Here is a 20,873-nt window from a genome sequence, read left to right as displayed (position 1 = left end):
CCTATGCAACAACGTGTCATCGTCGGTATGTCTGGTGGTGTAGACTCTTCTGTTTCTGCAGCACTTTTACTTCAACAAGGATATCAAGTTGAAGGTCTTTTCATGAAGAACTGGGAGGAAGACGACGGCACGGAATACTGTACGGCAATGGAAGATTTAGCCGATGCTCAAGCAGTAGCAGATAAAATCGGTATTAAACTCCATACAGCAAACTTTGCTATGGAATATTGGGACCGCGTGTTTGAACTTTTCTTAGCTGAATATGCAGCTGGACGCACCCCAAACCCCGACATTTTATGTAATAAAGAAATTAAGTTCCGTGCATTTTTAGATCATGCCATGACTTTAGGTGCAGACTTTATCGCGACTGGTCATTATGCTCGCCGTGGTGAAACTGCATACAACTCAAAAGGCGAAGCATACGCACCATTATTACGTGGTGTAGACAATAACAAAGACCAAACTTATTTCTTGCATGCTGTTCATGGTAAAGAAATTAACAAAACCCTATTTCCAGTAGGTGAGATTGAAAAGCCAGAAGTTCGCAGAATTGCTGAAGAACTTGATCTTGCTACAGCCAAGAAAAAAGACTCTACAGGAATCTGTTTTATTGGCGAACGTCGATTTAATGACTTCCTTAAACAATATTTGCCCGCTCAACCTGGAAAAATTGTACTTGATACAGGTAAAGAAGTTGGTGAACATCACGGTCTGATGTACTATACGCTCGGTCAACGTGGCGGAATTGGTCTAGGTGGTTTGAAAGGTGCAGCGGAAGGTGCATGGTTCGTACTACATAAAGATATTGCCAATAACCGCCTCGTTATTGGTCAGGGACATGAACACCCTCTCATGCAAAGCACACAGCTTTGGAGTGAGTCAATTGACTGGGTGGCTGGTGAACAGAATATTCCTGTTGAAGGTTTACGCTGTACAGCTAAAACACGCTATCGCCAACCTGATCAGACATGTACAGTTTTTATTGATGAAAATAGTGAACACGGTGTACGAGTTGAGTTTGATGAACCTCAACGCGCTGTTACACCGGGTCAAAGCGTTGTATTTTATTCAGATGAAGTTTGCTTAGGCGGGGGTGTCATTCACCATACAAATGCCCCTACACCAAATTTTATTTAAGGGAATGAATGACATGGTGGAGTTACCATTTCAACAATCACAAGCCTTGAATGTTCGCCAAAACCGTGCCCTTGCCTTGGCTGGGGTATTTCAGGCTACCCAGCTCACGCACATGACAGCTTTAACTGGTCAGCAGAGTATTGGTGAAAGTGGTAACTTCTATTTTGAGCTGTTAATTAAAGCGAGTTTAAATATTCGTCCTACAGTCAACAATGGTGTTCAAACTTTAGATTTTTTCAATCAGTTGGCAGATATTTCTTTGGGGCTTAAAACCCTCGAAAATTGTATTACTCAACCTTTTACAAATATGCCCAAATCTCGCCTTCCGAAAATGGGCACTGCCAAGCTTCCAATGTCATATGCGATGTCCCTTTTGCAATTAGAAAAGAAGGTCTATAGCAACCCTGAATACGTCGCAATCATTGAAAAAGCTCAGCAAAAGATTTTAAAACAGCTTTCTTTTTTTGATAATAACTACTTACACCCAAGCATTTTAGCCAATTTGGCCCAAACTTATGTTGATACTGCTGGGCAGATTAACCCTCGCATTCTCGTTCGTGGTAATGCAGAAGCATTTAAAGATACCAACCATACTAACCGCATCCGTGCTTGTCTGTTTACTGGCTTGCAAATGGCCCATTTATGGCGACAACTCGGTGGTAGTTCGTGGAACATGATTTTTAGCAAACGTAAATTGCTACAGGATATTCAGGCACTTGCTCGTTTACAGTACCAAGTCATCTAAGGCTGTAAAGAGATTATTTTTTGTTTTATGTTTATTCCAACATTAAGGAATCGTTATGAACGCTTTAACCGCACTATCACCATTAGATGGACGTTATGCCAGCAAATGTGATGCGCTACGCCCTTTTCTTTCTGAGTTTGGTTTAATTCATGCTCGTGTCACTGTAGAAGTGCGTTGGTTACAAGCGCTTTCTAACCGTCCAGAAATAGTTGAAGTTGCTCCTTTTTCAAATGAAACAAATGCAGCTTTAGATGCAATTGTTAGCAACTTTTCTGAAGAAGATGCTAACCGCATTAAAGAAATTGAGCGTACAACTAACCATGATGTAAAAGCTGTTGAATATTTCTTAAAAGAGAAAATCGCAGGTATTGCTGAATTACAAAATGCAGGTGAATTCATTCACTTTGCATGTACTTCAGAAGACATCAATAACTTGTCTCATGCACTTATGCTTAAAAACGGCCGCGAAGTTTTAGTATCAAGCATGAAGCAAATTTTAAATGCGATCTCTACTTTAGCAACCGCTCACGCTGAACAACCCATGTTGTCTCGTACACACGGTCAAACTGCAAGCCCAACAACTTTGGGTAAGGAAATGGCGAACGTTGCATACCGTTTAGCTCGCCAAATTAAACAATTTGAAAATGTTGAGCTACTAGGCAAAATCAATGGTGCTGTAGGTAACTACAATGCTCACCTTTCTGCTTACCCAGATGTTGACTGGGCTGCACATGCTCAAGCATTTGTTGAATCTTTAGGTTTAGCATTCAACCCGTACACGACACAAATCGAACCACATGACTACATGGCAGAGTTGTTTGATGCGTTACGTCGCTTTAATACGATTTTAATCGACTTTAACCGTGATGTATGGGGTTACATTTCTTTAGGTTACTTCAAACAAAGATTGAAAGATGGTGAAGTTGGTTCTTCAACTATGCCACACAAAGTTAACCCAATTGACTTTGAAAACTCTGAAGGTAACTTAGGTATTGCGAATGCTGTATTAGCGCACTTAGGCGAAAAATTACCAATTTCTCGCTGGCAGCGTGACTTAACTGACTCTACTGTACTTCGTAATATGGGTGTTGGTTTTGCGCAAAGTTTAATTGCTTTTGATGCGTGTTTAAAAGGTGTTGGTAAACTTGAGCTCAATGCAAACCGTTTACTTGAAGATCTTGATCAGGCTCAAGAAGTTTTAGCAGAGCCAATTCAAACTGTTATGCGTCGTTATAACGTTGAAAAACCATATGAAAAGTTAAAAGCATTAACTCGTGGTCAAGCAATGACTCGCGACATGATGGTTAACTTCGTAAATGGTGATGAACTTTCTCAAGTACCAAGCGAAGAACGTGCACGTTTAGCTGAACTTACTCCTGCAACTTACACAGGTAATGCAGCTGAACAAGCTAAACAAATTAACGATTTAATTAGCAAAATCTAATTAAAAAGTTCATAAAAAGCGAAGCTTCGGCTTCGCTTTTTTATTACACTGATATAAAGCACAATAAAGTACTATTTCTAAAATGATCGAAAAACAATTCAAACTTAAACACTATATTGCTCTTGGCCTTATTTTTATTGCCATCATATTGTCTGGCATTCAGCCCCTTGAATTTGAAGCTTATTTACTTCATCAGGTGGGTACAATTTTTATGTTAGTCCTCTTATTTATTATTTTTAAAAAGATTGGTCTCGATTATTTAAGTTTTACTTTCTATTTAGTTTTTTTGCTCATCCATATTATCGGTGCACACTACCTGTACTCATATGTTCCGTACAATGGCTGGATTCAACACATATTCCATTTTAATCTAGATCAATACATGGGATGGTCCCGTAACATGTATGATCGTTTAGTTCATCTTGCCTATGGTATTTTACTCTACCCTCTTATTTATAGAGTCTTTCAAGTTTGGTTACCGACAGCTCGACCTTTTACTCTGTTTTTACTTGTGATCCAATTCATCATGGCATCTAGTGTCTTTTATGAACTCATTGAATGGGTAATTGCGATTGGCTTATCGCCAGAGCAAGCCGAGAATTATAATGGCCAACAAGGCGACATGTGGGATGCCCATAAAGATATGTTGTTAGCAACGATTGGTGCCATTCTCTACGGATTCGTAGCTCTTATAAAAGCACCTAAAATAAATAATTCATAAATAAAAAAAAGCGCTCAATGAGCGCTTTTTTTAAGAGTTCTTTAGACGACTGAATGAGTTTGATCTAACAAATTTGATAAAGCTGAAGAAGTCGTATTTGGTAGAAGCTGTTCTAGATTCGTTGCGACATCACTCGCTGTATTATTTACTTCGCTCTGCTCATTCACTAGAGGTTTAGAATCTGTTGCAGATAAAATTTTTGCGATTGGGTCAGAAGCATCCGTTGAAGAACTTTTTAATAAATCATCTAATGACACAGATTTTTGCTGCTGACTAGTCGTTTCATTAGTTGTAGTTTGCGCTAACTTTAATGTATTTAACCCAACGCTATCCGCAACAGAAGGAACAACTTCATTTACATCACTACTGACAACTTCACTGGTACTCGCCACTTTTGGTGCAACGACATAAAAGGTAAATGGTGAACTCACTTCACTCGTCAGCCCAGCTACATCTGTTTGCACGAAAGTAATCGTATGTTTACCAAGGGCTAAATCTTTATCAAGCATAAATGACCAATATTTATTTGCATCTACTTGACCAACTTTAAGAATGGAAATTGCGACCCCATTATCATAAATAGTTAAGGTTGCGTTAGCTTCAACTTGAACAGTAAATTTTGGTTTAGCATCATCGGTTTCAGAACCTGCTGTAATTGCTCCTTTTAGAGGCCCTACATCATCATCTAAACCTCTTAACACAGGCTTAGCAGGTGGAATCGTATCTTTATCACTCCCAACAATTTCCAGCGCAGTAGATTTATTTCCAGAACTATCGGTTGCTATTACTGAACCTTTTAAGCTATCGGTTAAAGCAGGAGAAATCGCGATTGTAAATTTTCCATTCGCATCTGCTGTTCCAGTACCAATAACCTTATCTGCTGAGTTTTTGATTTCTATTTTTGCATTGGGTTCAGCTGTACCAGTAACTGAAGTTCCGTCTGCATTCACTTGAGCTGTAGGTTTATCTGGCGCTATGGTGTCATAGCCAGAGGTGACTTCTAAAGGCTTAGATTTATTCCCTGCTGCATCTTCAACAATGATTGTCGCCTTTTGTGATTCTTTTAAGGCAGAAGAAAGCGTAATTTGAAACTCACCTTGCGCATTTGCCGTACCAGTTCCAATGACTTTACCATCAGCATCTTTTATCTGAACTTTTGCATTAGCTTCTGTTTTTCCTTCAACCACTGTTCCTTCTTTATTTACTTCAATTAAAGGAGCTGCTGGCGGAATAGTATCTTTACCTGCAAAAATGGGTGTTGCTTCAGATTTATTTCCGGCAGCATCCTGAGCAATGACTTTACCACCAGCTTCACTCGTCAAAGGTGGAGTTAGCTTTAAAGAAAAGATTCCTTCTGAGTTTGCTTTTACAGTTCCTAATAATGTTCCGCTAGCATCATAGACATTTACAGTAGCATTCGCTTCAGTTTTACCATCTAAGATCGAACCATCTTCATTTAATTGAGCCTGAGGAGCATCTGGCGCAATTGTGTCTTTAGTACCAGTTACAAGACCTGGTTTAGAAATATTACCCGCAGCATCCTCAGCTAAAATATTTAATTTATTTCCATTTGCTAAAGGCTTATCGAGTTTAATTGTAAAATTACCACTTGCATCTGCAACACCCGTTGCGACCGTATTACCAGCAGCATCTTTAATATAAATTTTTGCATTTGCTTCTGCTTTACCAGTAACCGTAACGGTATCATCGGCAACAGTAGCAGTCGGTGCAGCAGGTGCCAAGATATCTACAGGTCCTGAAGAATCATCTTTGTCATCTTTATCAAAAGCCCACAAATATAAACCTTCAGCAGCTAAAACTGCTAAGCCAGCTTTTAACACATTGCCCATCGAAAACGTTGGGGAATCATCAACCGCCATTGTTGAAGCTGGTTGACTAGTGCTTGTATAGGCTAAATCTGTGACATGGTTTAAACCTGTATAGTCGATCACCTTACCTTGTGCATCGAATTGGGCTTCAACAAATTTTCCGTGTTCAGTCGGAAAAACAAGTGAATGGTCTGTTGTATTTGTTGCTTCATTAAAGAAATTTTCTAAAACAAGGGTTTCACCATTTTTTAAATGGATGATAAGACTACCACCTTGCTTTTCCATCGATGCTATATCTTTTTGACTTACACCAATTTGAATGATTGCTGGTTGGTTTAAAACCACTTTATTGAGCTGACCATCTTGTAGAACGTCCAAACCCTCTTTGGATGCCACAATTATTCTTGTCATTATTTCCTATCCTGAATTTCAGTTATATTTTTAAATGTCTAACTTTTTAAATGTTTCATCTAAAAGCTATTTTATTGCTGTTTAAAATATCAAAACCATGTGTTTATCACAATTCAAAAAGCATGTTTATCAATAATTATTTTTGACTTTTAATTAAAATATCCATTCCTCATAAAACTCATATCAACCTTAAATTGCACCCTGTTCGAGTATTTACTAAATCTCTCATATATTAAGGCCATCATTTACATTCGTAAGTAAAAGAAGCTGAAAGTACCTATCAGAATCAAAAGAAATAAAGCAGCAAATTTAGTTATTTTCGCATCTAACAAGGTCATTTTTAGCATACTCCAGCCCTGAAAACGTTTTGTAAAAATACTATTTAGAATAAGAGTTGAAATATGTAACAAAACCAAAGCTAAAAACAAATTTGCAAAAAATTCGTGTAGATCTTTCAAAGAAAAATTAACATGCTCAGTCGCATACCCTAGTCCCACCACAATTGGAATCACGAGAAAAATAAGTACAATTGAAGTTTGAAAAAGTGCAATACTGATTGAATGAATTGAATTTTTAGAAAAAATACTCTTAAAGTTTGAATGACTGAAGGATTTTTTAATTGCATTTATTGCTATGTTACTTCGCTTTTTAATACCAAACGGTGTTGTACTTGAAATACGTGGACTCAAAAAATGCCAGATCACTCTCGCGGTAATACTAATAAGAAGTACGTAACCAAACATCATATGGACTTGGTGTAGATCTTCATTATCTCCTGTGAAGTAAGCACCAATAAAACCAAGCATAATAATGATATGTAAAATACGTATGAGAATATCAATGTGTGGCCATGTTTTTGACATCACAAAAACTCAGAAGTAAAAAGTTAACTATAACTTTTACAATTGAAACTTAAACAAATATTAATCAAATTTCTTTCATCACTCACATAAAAAAAGAGCACCCTTACAGGCACTCTCTTTTTCAAAATTTAGCTTAATTAAAATCTAGTATCACGCATTTGTACTAAGGTTGAATTGGCTTTGGCCAACGTGTCTGCAACTTTATTCATTACAGCCGGAATCAAGCTATCTGCCATTTGAGCCGCTTGCAAACCTAACTTTTCACCCAAGGTCGCTTTCTTACGTGTATTAATCACATAAACATCATGTTGTGGTAATAACGCCAATAGATACTCATCAGATGTTTGTAATTTATCAACAAGGTTTAGCTCTAGCGCATCTTCACCATACCAATGCTCACCTGTAGCGACTTTATCAACATTAAGTTGTGGACGGTACTTTTCTACAAAGTGCTTAAATAACACATGAGTTTGTTGAAGCTCTTCTTCGAACTTCGCTTTACCTTCAGGAGTATTTTCACCAAACATCGTGACAGTACGCTTATATTGCCCTGCTGTGTAAAGCTCGAAATCCACATTATGTTGTTTTAAAAGACGGTTAAAGTTTGGAACTTGAGCAACCACACCAATTGAACCAACAATAGCAAACGGCGCTGCAATAATTTCATTTGCAATACATGCCATCATATAGCCGCCACTTGCTGCTACTTTGTCTACGCAAATCGTCAAATGGAAGCCTGCATCGCGTAAGCGTACTAATTGAGCTGCTGCTAGACCATAACCATGTACCATGCCTCCTGGGCTTTCAAGGCGAACCACAACACGGTCACGGCCTGCTTTAGCAGTTGCTAAAATGAGGGTAATTTCTTCTCGTAAGTTTTCAACTGCTGAGGCTTGGATATCACCCTTAAAATCTAAAACAAAGATTTTCTGATTGTTTTTACGGCGAATTTTAGCTTCTTTAGCAAGTTGTTGAGCCAATTGTAAAAGTTCTAAACGGCTTGCAGTTGTTTGTGCAATTTTTTTTCTCTGTTCATTTACACGTGCATTTAAATGACTAACACGTATTTCTGCAGGGAGTTTAGGCAAATGGAATAACATAAAATTCTAAGCTCATAAGTTATCTTTTATAGCCTTAAGATGTGGTCGTTTTGATTAAAATTCAATAGCGTTTTTGCAAAATAGAGTCATTTTCATTTATAAAATAAAAAAAGAGCACATGGCTCTTTTTTTATATGGATGACTAACTAACCGAATCGTCCAGTAATATAAGCTTCCGTCAACTGGTGGTCAGGTTGAGTAAAGACTTTTTCAGTTGAGTTAACTTCAATCAAATCACCTAAATGGAAATAAGCAGTACGATCAGACACGCGTGCAGCCTGTTGCATTGAGTGAGTCACAATAACAATTGTATATTGCGTTGATAATTCAGAAATTAATTCTTCGATTTTTGCTGTTGCGATTGGGTCAAGCGCAGAACATGGCTCATCCATCAAAATCACTTCAGGACTTACTGCAATCGTACGAGCAATACATAAACGTTGTTGCTGACCACCTGATAAACCAGTACCCGGTTGATTCAAACGATCTTTCACTTCGTCCCATAGACCCGCTTTACGTAAGCTATTTTCAACAATTTCTTCAAGATCATATTTATCGCGCGCTAGACCGTGAAGTTTAGGACCATAAGCCACGTTATCAAAAATAGTTTTAGGGAACGGGTTTGGCTTTTGGAATACCATACCAACCTGAGCACGTAATAATACGACATCAAGGTTTGGATCATAAATATTGTGGTTATCGAGTGTAATTTTACCTGTCACACGGCAACCATCAATGGTGTCATTCATACGATTTATCGTACGAAGAAAGGTAGATTTACCACAACCTGACGGTCCAATAAAAGCAATAACTTCGTTCTTGTAAATATCGAGGTCAATACCTTTAATCGCTTCAAAATCACCATAATAAACATGGGCATCTTGTGCACTAATTTTGATTTCGGTTGAGTTCTGCTTTTTTGAAGTTTGTGGTTCAAAATGCGAAACATACGAAGTGCCATGATTCTGCGATTTATCTGTAAATTGAGATTGTTCAGTGTTCACTAACTTATCCTTTTCTAAGGAATTCGTAATATCAATAGTATTCATTATTTATCCTCTATTACCAACGCACTTCGAACTTTTTACGTAACCAAATTGCAAGACTGTTTAGACCAATCATTAGTGCAAGTAGTACGATAATCGCAGCGGCAGTACGGCCTTCGAAGAAGTTACGCAACTCATTACCTTGCCATAAGTAAACTTGGACAGGTAATGCAGTTGATTGATCAAATGGTGTTGCTGGAATGCTAGCAACGAATGCACTCATTCCAATTAAAAGTAAAGGTGCAGTTTCACCAAGCGCATGAGCAACACCAATAATTGAGCCGGTCATAATGCCTGGTAAAGCTAATGGTAAAACGTGGTGGAAAATGGTCTGGAACTTAGAAGCTCCCAAACCAAGTGCGGCTTGTCGAATAGAAGGTGGCACTGCTTTTAATGAAGCACGCGTAGTAATAATGACTGTTGGTAATGTCATCAAACTTAAAACTAAACCACCGACTAGCGGAGCCGATAAAGGTAAATGCATCCAGCCAATAAAAATTGCCGCACCGAGTAAACCAAACACAATTGAAGGAACAGCAGCAAGGTTATTGATGTTAACTTCAATAATGTCTGTGACAATATTCTTTGGAGCAAATTCTTCAAGATAGATTGCGCTGGCAACACCAATTGGAATCGCAATAATGATCACAATCAGCATCATGAATAATGAACCCATAAATGCGCCAGCAAGACCACTAATTGCTGGTGAACTACGAGAGTCCGGATTCTTAAACAAGTTCAAATTGAACGTATTTTCAAGAACACCTTTTGCTTTTAGTTCATCCGCAAGTTTACGTACTTCTGGTTCAAGTTGTTGCTGATCGTCTGGCAATGAACGGTCAATATTACCTTTTAACCAGACATCAACATTGGCATCACCCAAGAAATTAATATTTTCTTTTTTACCAATGAGTGATGGGTCTGCAAAAACCATGTCACGTAAACGATAAGCCTCTGAACTTGCATAAAGACTACTTAAGTAATCACGCTCACTAGCAAGTGCAGGATCTTTGGCAATCATTCCATTTACAATAATGCCATCCCAATCCACCATACCCATTTTAGTCTGCCAATCGACATAACGCTCTTGGTAATGAGCAGGTGTTTCACCTTGAGTACGTACAGGTACTGGACCTGCATCAATTACTTTCGGATCGAAATAAATTGGAACATTCATGCTCGTTTGCCAAAAAGCAGGTAAACCTTTTGCCAAAATACTGCTAAACAATAGCGCTACGAATGCAAGACCAATAACAACTGCCGATAAACCAGCAAAACGGAAAGCTTTTTCTTTACGGTGACGTTTAGCCAATGACTTTTCAATCACTTTTTTACGGCGATCACGTGCTTGAGCAGCAGCTTGTGGATCAAATACGTTCTGATCCATAGGAGACGATGTATTTGATGTACTCATTCGTATTGCTCACGGTATTTACGCACAATGTACAGTGCAACAATGTTTAAACATAAGGTAATCACAAAGAGTGTCAGACCTAACGCGAATGCAACCAAAGCTTGTGGGCTGGCGAAGTCAGTATCACCAGTTAACTGTTTTACGATCGTAACGGTCACTGTCGAAACAGCTTCAAATGGATTTGCATGTAAAAGTGGACTGTTCCCTGCTGCCAAAACCACAATCATGGTTTCCCCTACGGCACGAGAGACAGCTAATAAAAAGGCACCAGTAATACCCGGTAACGCAGCAGGTAAAACGACTTGACGAATTGTTTCTGACTTAGTTGCTCCAAGTCCTAAAGAACCGTCACGTAAGGCACGAGGTACTTGGGTAATAATGTCGTCTGATAAAGAAGAAACAAACGGAATAATCATAATCCCCATCACGAAACCAGCAGTTAAAGCACTGGTCGCGTTAATTTCAAGACCAACGTAAGCACCAGCTGTCTTGAAAAATGGTCCAATAATCATCATGGCAAACACACCATAAACAATTGTTGGAATACCCGCTAAAACTTCAATTGTTGGTTTTGCCCACGAGCGTAACCACGGAGAAGCATATTCAGCTAAATAAATGGCAATCATTAATCCAATGGGTACAGCAACTAATAAAGCAATGCCGCTGACCATGAGTGTGCCCCAGAGTAATGGTAATAAACCATAACTACCTTCTGCATTACCCGAAGTACTAAAACCTGGGTTCCACTCTGTCCCGAAGAAGAAATCAAGCGGGCTTACAAAACGGAAGAAGTGCATTGCTTCACCAAACATCGACATCACAATACCGATGGTTGTTAAAATCGCAACACCAGAACATAAAATCAAAGCAACATTAATCGCACGTTCAACTTGGTTACGTGCACGATATTGTTGATTAATCTTTTTCTTTGCCCACACTAAACCTAATAAAGCTGCACAAACTACAACAGCAAATTTGGCAAAAGAGCCAATGGTTTGAAATTTTGCAAACTGTTGTGCAGCAGCTAATTCATAGGCTGCTGGCTTATCACTTACCCCAAAACCTGAAGCAATCGCTTGAACACGATCAATCAAGACACTTCTGCCAGCTTCATCAAGTGATGCACTTACAGATGCAGGAATATTATTAAAGATAATGTGATTTAAAATACTTGGTTCAACCAAGCTCCAAATGATCAAAATTAAAAAAGCAGGGATACCGCACCAAAGACCAACCAGTGCACCATAATAACCAGGACGAGAATGTAATGTCGCCGAGTTGCTTCCCTTACCTGCTAGGCTACGGCTCTTTCTCAGCCCAAGTTGATATGCGATTGCCACAAGGGCTAACAACACACCGATAAGTAGCAGATTCATGTACTCTCCACTGTTTTCTCAATTGTCATAATTTGGAAAAACAAGTTAGACAAAAAGGCTGATGAACTCTCAAGATCACCAGCCCCTATTCAAACTAACTTATTTAACAGTTTTACCTGCTTTAAAGTCAGCCAATACTTTTGCACGTTCAGCATCAGACATTGCGATTAAGCCATCACGTTCAGCTTTAGAGCCTTTACCTGTTGCTTTTTTGCTTACGAAATATTCTACATATTGCGGTAAGCCTTTAACTGATTTTAAATGTTCGCCTTTCACGTAGAAGAATAATGGACGAGACACAGGATATGTACCGTTCAATACAGTTTTCTCAGATGGAACAACGTTATTTACAGTTGCTACACGTAACTTGTCACGGTTCATATCATAGAAACTTAAACCAAACACGCCTACTGCACTTGGAGAAGTCTTTAAGCGAGCTAGAGTTTCTGTATAGTCACCAGCAATTTCAATTACACGGCCATCTTTACGGAAAGTAGAACATGCTTTCTTCTGAGCATCTTTATCTAAGTTCTTGAAGTATTCATATGCTTCACAACCAGCATCAACCATTTTCTCTTGGAAAACTTCACGAGTACCGTGGTTGGATGCAGGAATTACAAGAGTAATTGGTTCATTTGGAAGTGATTTATCAATCTGGTTCCAGTTTGTATATGGGTTTGGAACCAATTTACCATTTGAAGGTAATTGTGCAGCTAAGGCAGCAAACACATGGTAAGGTTTTAATTTATAAGCTGCTTTGTGTGAGTTAGACGCAAATACGATACCGTCGTAACCAATTTTGATTTCTTGAATTTGTTTTACGCCAGCTTTGTTACAAGCTTCAATTTCAGTGCTTTTAATTTTACGAGAAGCGTTAGCAACGTCGATTGTGTTATCGCCAACGCCTTGACAGAATTGTTTCAAACCAGCAGAAGAACCGCCAGAACCAACTACAGGAGTTTTAAATTGAGGAAATGTATTACCAAACTCTTCAGCTACAACGCTGGCAAATGGTAGTACAGTTGAAGAACCAGCAATTTGAATCGTATCACGAGCTGCATTTGCAGTCGTTGTTACAGCTGCCCCAGTTACTGCTAACGCAATTGCGATTTGACGTGGATTTAAGCGCATTCTGTTCTCTCTCATTAATGCAATAGGTTGTACGTCACTTTTTGTTGAGTGCTTGTACGCTCTTCGATAGCTGCATTGTGAATAGAAAATATGACAATTAAGTTACAGTATGATGACGCTTTAATGATTTCGATATTGTTAATTGTCACATTATTATTTTTTATCTGTTATCAAATATTTAATTCAACTTAAGCAGATATTTTACTCTGTATATTAGTCTCTATTATGACACTGATTAAAAATATAGATTTTAAGTCTTCATAAAATATAAAACTAAAAGATATTATAATTATTTTAAAAATCGATAATTTAACTGTATTTTTACTTTTACTACTAAAAATAATTTTATGACAAAAATTCTGATAAAAAATTACGATAGATAATAATTTCTTTGTAACATGAAAATAATATGACAAAAGATAAAGGGTTACCTACCGTATGTAAGGTAACCGCAATATCATTGTAAATTTAGTGGATTAATTCGATTGCACTTCTGGCATTGCGACCATTTTTCTGCGGTATTTGAAGAAATACATCAGCGCTAAAACAGCAAGCCAGATTGGACCCAAAATAACGGCCAATCTCATATCAGGCGTCATTGCCATAATAATAAGAATAAAGCATACAAAGCTAATGGTTAAGTAATTACTCCATGGACTCATAATACTTTGGAACTTAGTTTGACGCTTTTGCAATTTCATTGCTTTGGTAAATTTCAAATGCGTGACTGAAATCATAAGCCAGTTAATAACAAGTGCAGCCACAACAAGCATCATAAAGAGCTGAAAGGCTTGTCCAGGAATTAGGTAATTTACGACCACACATATTGCTGTGATTGATGCAGAAACAACCGCTGCTGGAACTGGAATACCACGGCTGTTTACTTTTTTCAAAATTGCAGGAGCATTGCCCTGCTCTGCTAAACCATGCAACATACGGCTATTACAATAGATACAGCTGTTATAAACCGAAATAGCAGCAATTAAAACTACAAAGTTAAGAACATTCGCAACGCCATTACTGTTTAATGACTGGAAAATCATAACAAATGGGCTACCGCCTTCTGCCACCATATTCCAAGGGTAAAGGCACAGTAAGATCCCAATAGCACCGATGTAAAAAATTAAAATACGATAAACAATTTGGTTCACTGCTTTTGGAATAGTGGTTTCAGGTTTTTTCGTTTCAGCAGCAGCAATACCAATAAGTTCTAGACCACCAAATGCAAACATAATAACGGCTAAAGCCATGACAAAACCGTGAATCCCATGCGGGAAGAAACCACCGTGTTGCCATAAATTTGCAATACCTGCTTGCGGACCAGCCGAACCTGTAAATAAGAGATAAGTACCAAAACCAATCATGCTTAAAATTGCAACAATCTTAATGCAGGAAAATAAGAATTCGGATTCCCCAAAAAAGCGGACATTCACCAAGTTAATGCCGTTAATTAAAATAAAGAAAAATAAAGCAGTCAGCCATGTCGGAATTTCAGGCCACCAAAACTGAATGAAGGTTCCAATTGCACTGAGTTCAGCCATACTTACCAGCACATACAACACCCAGTAATTCCAGCCAGACATAAAACCAGCCATTTTGCCCCAATACTTGTTCGCAAAATAACTAAAAGAACCACTTACTGGTTCCTCAACAACCATTTCACCTAAATGACGCATAATTAAGAAAGCGATAATTCCAGCAATTGCATATCCTAATAAAATTGAAGGACCTGCCAGTTTAATCGTTTGAGAAAGACCTAAGAATAACCCTGTTCCGATCGCGCCTCCTAGTGCGATGAGTTGAATATGCCGATTGGATAAGCCTTGTTTTAACTCGTGCTTATTGTTTGCATCCATAACATTATCTCCAATGTTGGTGTCACTTCCTGTACACCTTTATTCAGCACCATATCCGAAGGCCAGAAACCGACCTTCGGAAATACGTTTGCTTTAATATGAGTCCATTTAATTTTGAGAAGACTTGTCCTATCTTCTATTTAAAACGAGCTTGCATCCTTACATTTAATAGGCTGGGAACGCTCCTTTAAAATTTCATAACCACGATCGCCGTAATCAAAACGCGCGATGACTGAAGCAAATTTTTTCAAACTTACTGGCGCATCCATTGCCGGTAGTTTTAATTCAATAAAAGTTAACTGATCATTTAAATGAACATTCTCTAAAACACTTCTAAGCTGTCCAGCAGTTTCAACCACATAGGTGGTATGGCCTTTTTTACCGTTAAATACCGCAGGAATTTCGGTATATTTCCAGTTTTGCACGTCGTTATAGGCTGCGTTTTCACCCATAATTAAGCGCTCAATGGTGTAGCCGCCATTGTTCAGCAAGAAAATAATAGGTTTTAAACCGTGACGAATAATCGTAGAAAGCTCTTGTACCGTAAGCTGGAAAGAACCATCACCAATAAACAAAATTTGACGGCGTTCAGGAGCTGCCAACAAGCTACCAAGTAAAGCCGGCAAGGTATAACCAATTGAACCCCAAAGTGGCTGAGCAATATATTTAGCTGTAGCAGGAAGTTTTAAACCAGACAAAGCTGAGTTTGAAGTTCCTACTTCACCAATAATCACATCATCTTCTTTTAAGAAACCTGCAATATAGTTCCAAAGCACATCTTGGCTTAGCTTTTGTTGGGCTGGAGCTTCTATTACTTTCTGTGGCTGTTTTTCAAGAAAAGGCATTGACGATTTACGTGGCGCAACTTTTTTATTTAGCTCAACAAGTAACTGTCCAATTTCAATACCTGGAAAATCCTGACCAAAGATATTTAAGCCATAAGATTTAATTTCGATGTAATTCTTGGTCTCAATTTGATGAGTAAATACAGCTGAACCAACATCTGTAAAACGTGCACCAATACCAATTAGGCAGTCAGATTGCTCAATAATATTTTTTACATGTGGTTGGCTTGCCCCACCTACATACGTTCCGATATAACGAGGTGAGCCTTCATCCATAATATTTTTTGCAGTATTCATACCCGCAAATGGAATTGAGCATTTTTGAGATAAATCATTTAAAAGTGAAGTTACACCAAAAACTGAAGCTTCATTATCAATAAGAAGTGCTGGGCTTTTTGCATTGTTCAAAATGTCGCAAAGTTTGCTTACCACACTTTGCAATAAGTCTGGTTCAACAGATGGATAACTTAAATCAAGTGGGCGGTCAGTAACTTCAATTTTAACGTGAGTAATATCTCCCGCTAACTGGATGTGCACAGGGCGACGTTCAAGGAAACACTGACGTAATACACGATCAATTTCAAAAGCTGCATTGGCAGGAGTTAAACGTGTTTGAGCAACCGTAAACTCTTTCATACAGTTCATAATATTGTCGTAGTTACCATCGACAAGCGTATGGTGAATTAAAGTGCCCTTTTGAACTGCATGTAAAGGCGGAATACCTGAGATATGAATAAGAGGTACATTTTCTGCATATGCACCTGCAATGCCATTAATCGCGCTTAAATCACCTACACCATAAGTAGTTGCTAAGGCAGAAAAACCGTTAATTCGTGCATAACCATCAGCTGCATAGGCAGCATTTAATTCATTACAATTTCCGATAAATTCGAGTTCTGGATCTGCTTCAACTTGTTCGAGATATGAGAGGTTAAAATCACCAGGTACACCAAAGAGATGTTGGATACCCATTTGTTTTAAACGAAGATTTAAAAAGTCACCGATTTCTATGAACATTGCTCTATATCCTTTGAGACCAATTTTTATTCCATAGAAAAATAATATTTCATCTACCTTTTAGATTTCGTGCATAATGAAAACGCATTTTAATAAAAATACATGATTTGTGTATCATAAAAGGATTTTATGCAATGGATAAGTTCGACTGGCAAATCATTCAGGCACTACAAAAGAATGGACGGCTCACCAATCAGGAAGTTGGAGATTTAATCGGTTTATCTGCTTCGCAATGTTCTAGAAGAAGACAGCTACTTGAGCAAAAAGGCATAATTTTAGGTTATACGGCCCGCATCCAGCAACAAGCGCTAGGACTGGAAGTCACAGCGATGATTCACATTAATTTAAGAACACACGAGGCAAAATCTCAGCAGGCATTTCAAGAGTTAATTGAAGCGGAAGATAACATTCAAGATGCATTTTCAATTAGTGGCGATGCGGATTTTATTTTAAAAGTCGTTGCTGAAAACTTAGAACAGCTTTCTCAATTTGTAACCGAAAGATTGCTTTCCTATAATTTTATTGGCCACATAAAGTCTTACATTGTTCTGAAAAAAATTAAAGAACAGAATCATTTTTTAATCAAGCCTAAAGGTCACGGTTACCATCACACGACTTAAGCAACTTAGTATTTAATAAGATAATTTAAAATAAAAAGGCGGATCTATCATCCGCCTTAAAATTAATATTTAGACTTTACTGATATGAACCGTTTGCCCAATCGTATTTTCAAGCAAACCTTCTAAGCCAAACTCAGCACCTAAGCCTGACATTTTCCAGCCACCAAAAGGGGCATGAGGCAGCACTTCTGCATGGGTATTAATCCAAACAGTACCGCATTGAAGCTGTGTAGCATAAGTTTGAGCAGCTTTAATATCAGAAGACCAGATTGAACCACCTAAACCAAACTCGCTGTCATTGGCACGAGCAATGGCATCGTTGATATCAGTATATTTTAAAACAGGCAACACTGGACCAAATTGCTCTTCTTGTACCACGCGGCAAGAGTCAGACACTTCTGTCAAAATAGTAGGCGCAATAAAGTAGCCTTGCTCTGGTAACTGCTGCTGACCAGAAAGTGCTTTTGCACCCTGCTCTATGGCTTCAGCAATAAGCGCTTTCACTTTGTTATATTGCATTTGGTTTTGCACCGGACCAAACGTTGTAGAAGACTCCATTCCACCACCCACAATTTGAGCGTTGGCAATGTCAGCTAACTTTTGAGATAGAGCTTCATATTGGCTTTCATGTACATATAAACGTTTTAACGCCGCGCACGTTTGACCAGCGTTCAAGAATGCCATATTAAAAATCTTAGCTGCAATTTCATCGATATTTGCATCTGGCAATACAATACCAGCGTCATTACCGCCAAGCTCTAATGTTAAATGTTTTAACTGTTGAGCTGCACCAGCCATAATGTGTTGACCTGTTCGAGTTGAACCCGTAAACACGACTTTTTGCACATCTGGATGAGAAGATAATGCTTCGCCAATCTCACCAGCACCTACCACAATTGAAATAACACCTGCTGGAACTTCTTGCTGAATGATTTCACATAGACGCAAAGTTGATAGTGGTGTGTATTCAGAAGGTTTGCTAATGACAACGTTACCAGCACGTAAAGCAGGCATGATATGCCAAACAGCAATCATGAGAGGCCAATTCCACGGAGTAATTGAAGCCACTACACCTAATGGCTGACGATGGCGTTCAATACGCTTGGTTTCACTGTCTTCAATTATTTCAACAGGTAAATCCATAGCAGCGGCATAGCGAGTCCAACCAATTGCACCCTGCACTTCCATTTGCGCGAGTGCCAGTGGCTTACCTTGCTCAAGCACAACCAGCTCTGCAAGCATTTCAGCGTGCTTTTCAATACCATCTGCAATTTTGTTTAAAATCGATTTACGTTCATCATGTGAAACTTGTTGCCAAGCTTTAGATGCTTGTTTAGCTGCACTCACTGCTTGATTCACCTGCTCAACCGATGCTTTTGCACAGCGTGCGGCTGTTAGACCTGTAGCAGGGTTAATAACTTCTAGTTCACCCTGTTCACCTGAACAAGATTGACCGTTTATAATCAGTTTAAATTCATTAAGCACATTAACTTGTTGCATTTCTTCTTCCTTGTCTTAATTGTAATTACAGCCACTTACTTTTTTCAGTTAAAACGGGATTATTTAAAGTAAGTACGATATTGATATATCGATGTGACCAAAAATATTGGGGACATACCTATACAATAAGAAATTTGCTTAAGATAGATCATGCATAATTATTTTTGTTTTTGAAAAATATGCATGGTTTGTGCATATTTCTATTTACTCATACACATTTTGAATAAAAGAATCTGTAATAAAAAAGCCCAGCAAGAAGCCGGGCTTTTTTGTTATCAACTCAATTAGTCGATTGGTGGTACATAGTTACCAGAAGCAATCGCATCTTTAATGCGATCAGCTTCAGCCAATACTTGACCTAAAAGGTTTTTAACGTTTTCAAATGTCACAACAGGGCTTAATGTTGTCATCTTCAATGACTGTACATTACCAACTTTTGTTACACCGATATTTGCTTCACCACGTGCAAACAATTCATCCGCTACGTTTTGGTTCAAGCTATCGATAAACTCAACTGGGTAACCTTGTGGTACAACACGGAACAATACCGAAGCAAATTGTGGTTCAACTAAAAGCTCTAGACCATCAGTTGCCTTGATGTAATCTGCAACTTCACGAGTAAGTTTTACACCATGGTCAATCATTGAACCGTAAAGATCTTCACCAAGCGACTCAATTGTCATCCACAATTTCAATGCATCAAAACGACGAGTCGTTTGTAATGACTTAGAAACAAGGTTTGGTACACCATGTTCTTCGTCATAAGCAGAGTTCAAGTATTCAGCTTCGTAGTGCATGAAACGGTAGTTCGCTTCGTCTTTTAACAAGAACGCGCCACAGCTAATGCTTTGGAAATAATGCTTATGGAAGTCGAGGGTAATCGAGTCAGATAACTCAATACCATCAAGCATTGCACGGTAGTCATTTGACAGAATTAATGCACCGCCCCATGCCGCATCGATATGCATCCATGAACCATATTTCGTTGTGATTTCACGAATTTTCTTCAATGGATCAATTGCACCAGCATCAGTTGTACCTGCTGTCGCAACAACACAAGCAACCACTTTGCCTTCTGATTGCAAATGCGCCATCGTTTTTTCGAGAGCATCTACATCCATCTGTGCATTTTCATTCACAGGAACAGTCACAACTGACTGGAAGCCCATGCCCATCATTGCCATGTTCTTTTGCACAGAGAAATGTGCATTTTCAGAACAAATAACTTTGACGTTTTTCATTGCTTCAGCTGGAATACCATCACGCTGTACAGACCACGGATTACCGTTTTCGTCTTTCCAGTTTTTCGAAATGCACCAGTCACGAGCAAGTAACACACCCATTAAGTTAGATTGAGTACCGCCAGAAGTGAAAACACCTGCCTGACCAGAACCATAACCAACTTTTTGACGCAACCAATCAATGAGCTGAACTTCCATTAATGAACCGGCTGGGCTTTGATCCCATGAGTCCATAGACTGGTTAGTTGCATTGATTAACACTTCCGCAATCTGGCTCATCACCATGGTTGGGCAGTGTAAATGTGCTAATGAATGTGGATGATGTACTTTTAAGCTTTTATTTAAGAAAAGCTCAATCATACGTTGAAGTGATTCTTGTACACCCATACCTTCTTTTGAAGGTTGGAAAGAAATTGCTGAACGCAATTCTTTAATGCTACCGCCTGTGTACATCTTTTCATTTTGCAACCATGCTGAAACGGCTTTTACCGCTTCGCCCATTGCTGACTCATAGTCAGCAATGGATTGTGCATCATTGCAGAGTAACGCTTTACGATGTTCTGCAAAATCCACCATA

Annotated in this window: 16 protein-coding genes; 5 read left to right on the top strand and 11 right to left on the bottom strand. The window is 38.6% G+C overall.

Annotated elements, in window-relative coordinates; all coding sequences use genetic code 11:
• The first annotated feature begins 3 nt into the window (after positions 1-3).
• The 4 genes from mnmA (at position 4) to QLG01_RS17095 (ending at position 4,047) form a co-directional block, all read left to right on the top strand.
• Positions 4-1,137, top strand: a complete 1,134-nt coding sequence (mnmA, locus tag QLG01_RS17110) for a tRNA 2-thiouridine(34) synthase MnmA (RefSeq protein WP_004790881.1) — start codon at positions 4-6, stop codon at positions 1,135-1,137.
• 13 nt (positions 1,138-1,150) lie between these two features.
• Complete coding sequence (gene hflD / locus QLG01_RS17105) at positions 1,151-1,882, top strand: high frequency lysogenization protein HflD (RefSeq protein WP_004643577.1); 732 nt, start codon at positions 1,151-1,153, stop codon at positions 1,880-1,882.
• Positions 1,883-1,937: 55 nt separating this feature from the next.
• Positions 1,938-3,326, top strand: coding sequence for an adenylosuccinate lyase (gene purB / locus QLG01_RS17100; RefSeq protein ID WP_005307301.1), 1,389 nt, complete (start codon positions 1,938-1,940; stop codon positions 3,324-3,326).
• Between the two features lie 82 nt (positions 3,327-3,408).
• On the top strand, positions 3,409-4,047 hold the full coding sequence (locus QLG01_RS17095; protein WP_282496994.1) for a DUF2238 domain-containing protein: 639 nt from the start codon (positions 3,409-3,411) through the stop codon (positions 4,045-4,047).
• Positions 4,048-4,088: 41 nt separating this feature from the next.
• On the opposite strand, the gene blp2 is transcribed toward QLG01_RS17095, so the two are convergent.
• From blp2 to QLG01_RS17050, 9 genes are all read right to left on the bottom strand, one after another.
• Complete coding sequence (blp2, locus tag QLG01_RS17090) at positions 4,089-6,287, bottom strand: Ig-like repeat protein Blp2 (protein ID WP_282496993.1); 2,199 nt, start codon at positions 6,285-6,287, stop codon at positions 4,089-4,091.
• Between the two features lie 245 nt (positions 6,288-6,532).
• Positions 6,533-7,150, bottom strand: coding sequence for a cytochrome b/b6 domain-containing protein (locus QLG01_RS17085; protein WP_282496992.1), 618 nt, complete (start codon positions 7,148-7,150; stop codon positions 6,533-6,535).
• A 137-nt stretch (positions 7,151-7,287) separates the two neighbouring features.
• On the bottom strand, positions 7,288-8,250 hold the full coding sequence (gene sohB, locus QLG01_RS17080; RefSeq protein ID WP_049837203.1) for a protease SohB: 963 nt from the start codon (positions 8,248-8,250) through the stop codon (positions 7,288-7,290).
• A gap of 146 nt (positions 8,251-8,396) precedes the next feature.
• Positions 8,397-9,299: a phosphate ABC transporter ATP-binding protein PstB gene (gene pstB, locus QLG01_RS17075; protein WP_005307307.1), complete on the bottom strand. Its 903-nt coding sequence runs from the start codon at positions 9,297-9,299 to the stop codon at positions 8,397-8,399.
• 13 nt (positions 9,300-9,312) lie between these two features.
• Complete coding sequence (pstA, locus tag QLG01_RS17070; RefSeq protein WP_004790867.1) at positions 9,313-10,710, bottom strand: phosphate ABC transporter permease PstA; 1,398 nt, start codon at positions 10,708-10,710, stop codon at positions 9,313-9,315.
• A complete protein-coding gene (gene pstC / locus QLG01_RS17065; RefSeq protein ID WP_005307309.1) occupies positions 10,707-12,086 on the bottom strand; it encodes a phosphate ABC transporter permease subunit PstC in 1,380 nt (459 codons plus the stop codon). The genes pstA and pstC overlap by 4 nt, the downstream gene beginning before the upstream one ends.
• Before the next feature lie 99 nt (positions 12,087-12,185).
• Entirely contained in the window at positions 12,186-13,217 is a 1,032-nt protein-coding gene (locus QLG01_RS17060; protein ID WP_013197143.1) for a substrate-binding domain-containing protein, read from the bottom strand.
• Positions 13,218-13,693: 476 nt separating this feature from the next.
• Entirely contained in the window at positions 13,694-15,073 is a 1,380-nt protein-coding gene (locus QLG01_RS17055) for an amino acid permease (protein WP_005307314.1), read from the bottom strand.
• A gap of 140 nt (positions 15,074-15,213) precedes the next feature.
• A complete protein-coding gene (locus QLG01_RS17050; protein WP_013197141.1) occupies positions 15,214-16,935 on the bottom strand; it encodes a thiamine pyrophosphate-binding protein in 1,722 nt (573 codons plus the stop codon).
• A gap of 134 nt (positions 16,936-17,069) precedes the next feature.
• On the opposite strand from QLG01_RS17050, the gene QLG01_RS17045 reads away from it, so the two are divergent.
• Positions 17,070-17,555, top strand: coding sequence for an Lrp/AsnC family transcriptional regulator (locus QLG01_RS17045; protein WP_004643588.1), 486 nt, complete (start codon positions 17,070-17,072; stop codon positions 17,553-17,555).
• A 69-nt stretch (positions 17,556-17,624) separates the two neighbouring features.
• Here QLG01_RS17045 and QLG01_RS17040 read toward each other — a convergent pair whose 3' ends face one another.
• Both QLG01_RS17040 and QLG01_RS17035 read right to left on the bottom strand, forming a co-directional pair.
• Entirely contained in the window at positions 17,625-19,055 is a 1,431-nt protein-coding gene (locus QLG01_RS17040) for an aldehyde dehydrogenase family protein (RefSeq protein ID WP_282496991.1), read from the bottom strand.
• Positions 19,056-19,339: 284 nt separating this feature from the next.
• Positions 19,340-20,872 carry an aspartate aminotransferase family protein gene (locus QLG01_RS17035; RefSeq protein ID WP_013197139.1) on the bottom strand — a complete coding sequence of 511 codons (1,533 nt, stop codon included), beginning with the start codon at positions 20,870-20,872 and terminating at the stop codon, positions 19,340-19,342.
• Between the last annotated feature and the right edge of the window lies 1 nt (position 20,873).

Origin of the sequence: Acinetobacter sp. V89_4 (assembly GCF_029967875.1) — a bacterium.
GTDB lineage: Bacteria > Pseudomonadota > Gammaproteobacteria > Pseudomonadales > Moraxellaceae > Acinetobacter > Acinetobacter oleivorans.
This window is presented reverse-complemented; position numbering and strand designations above follow the sequence as displayed.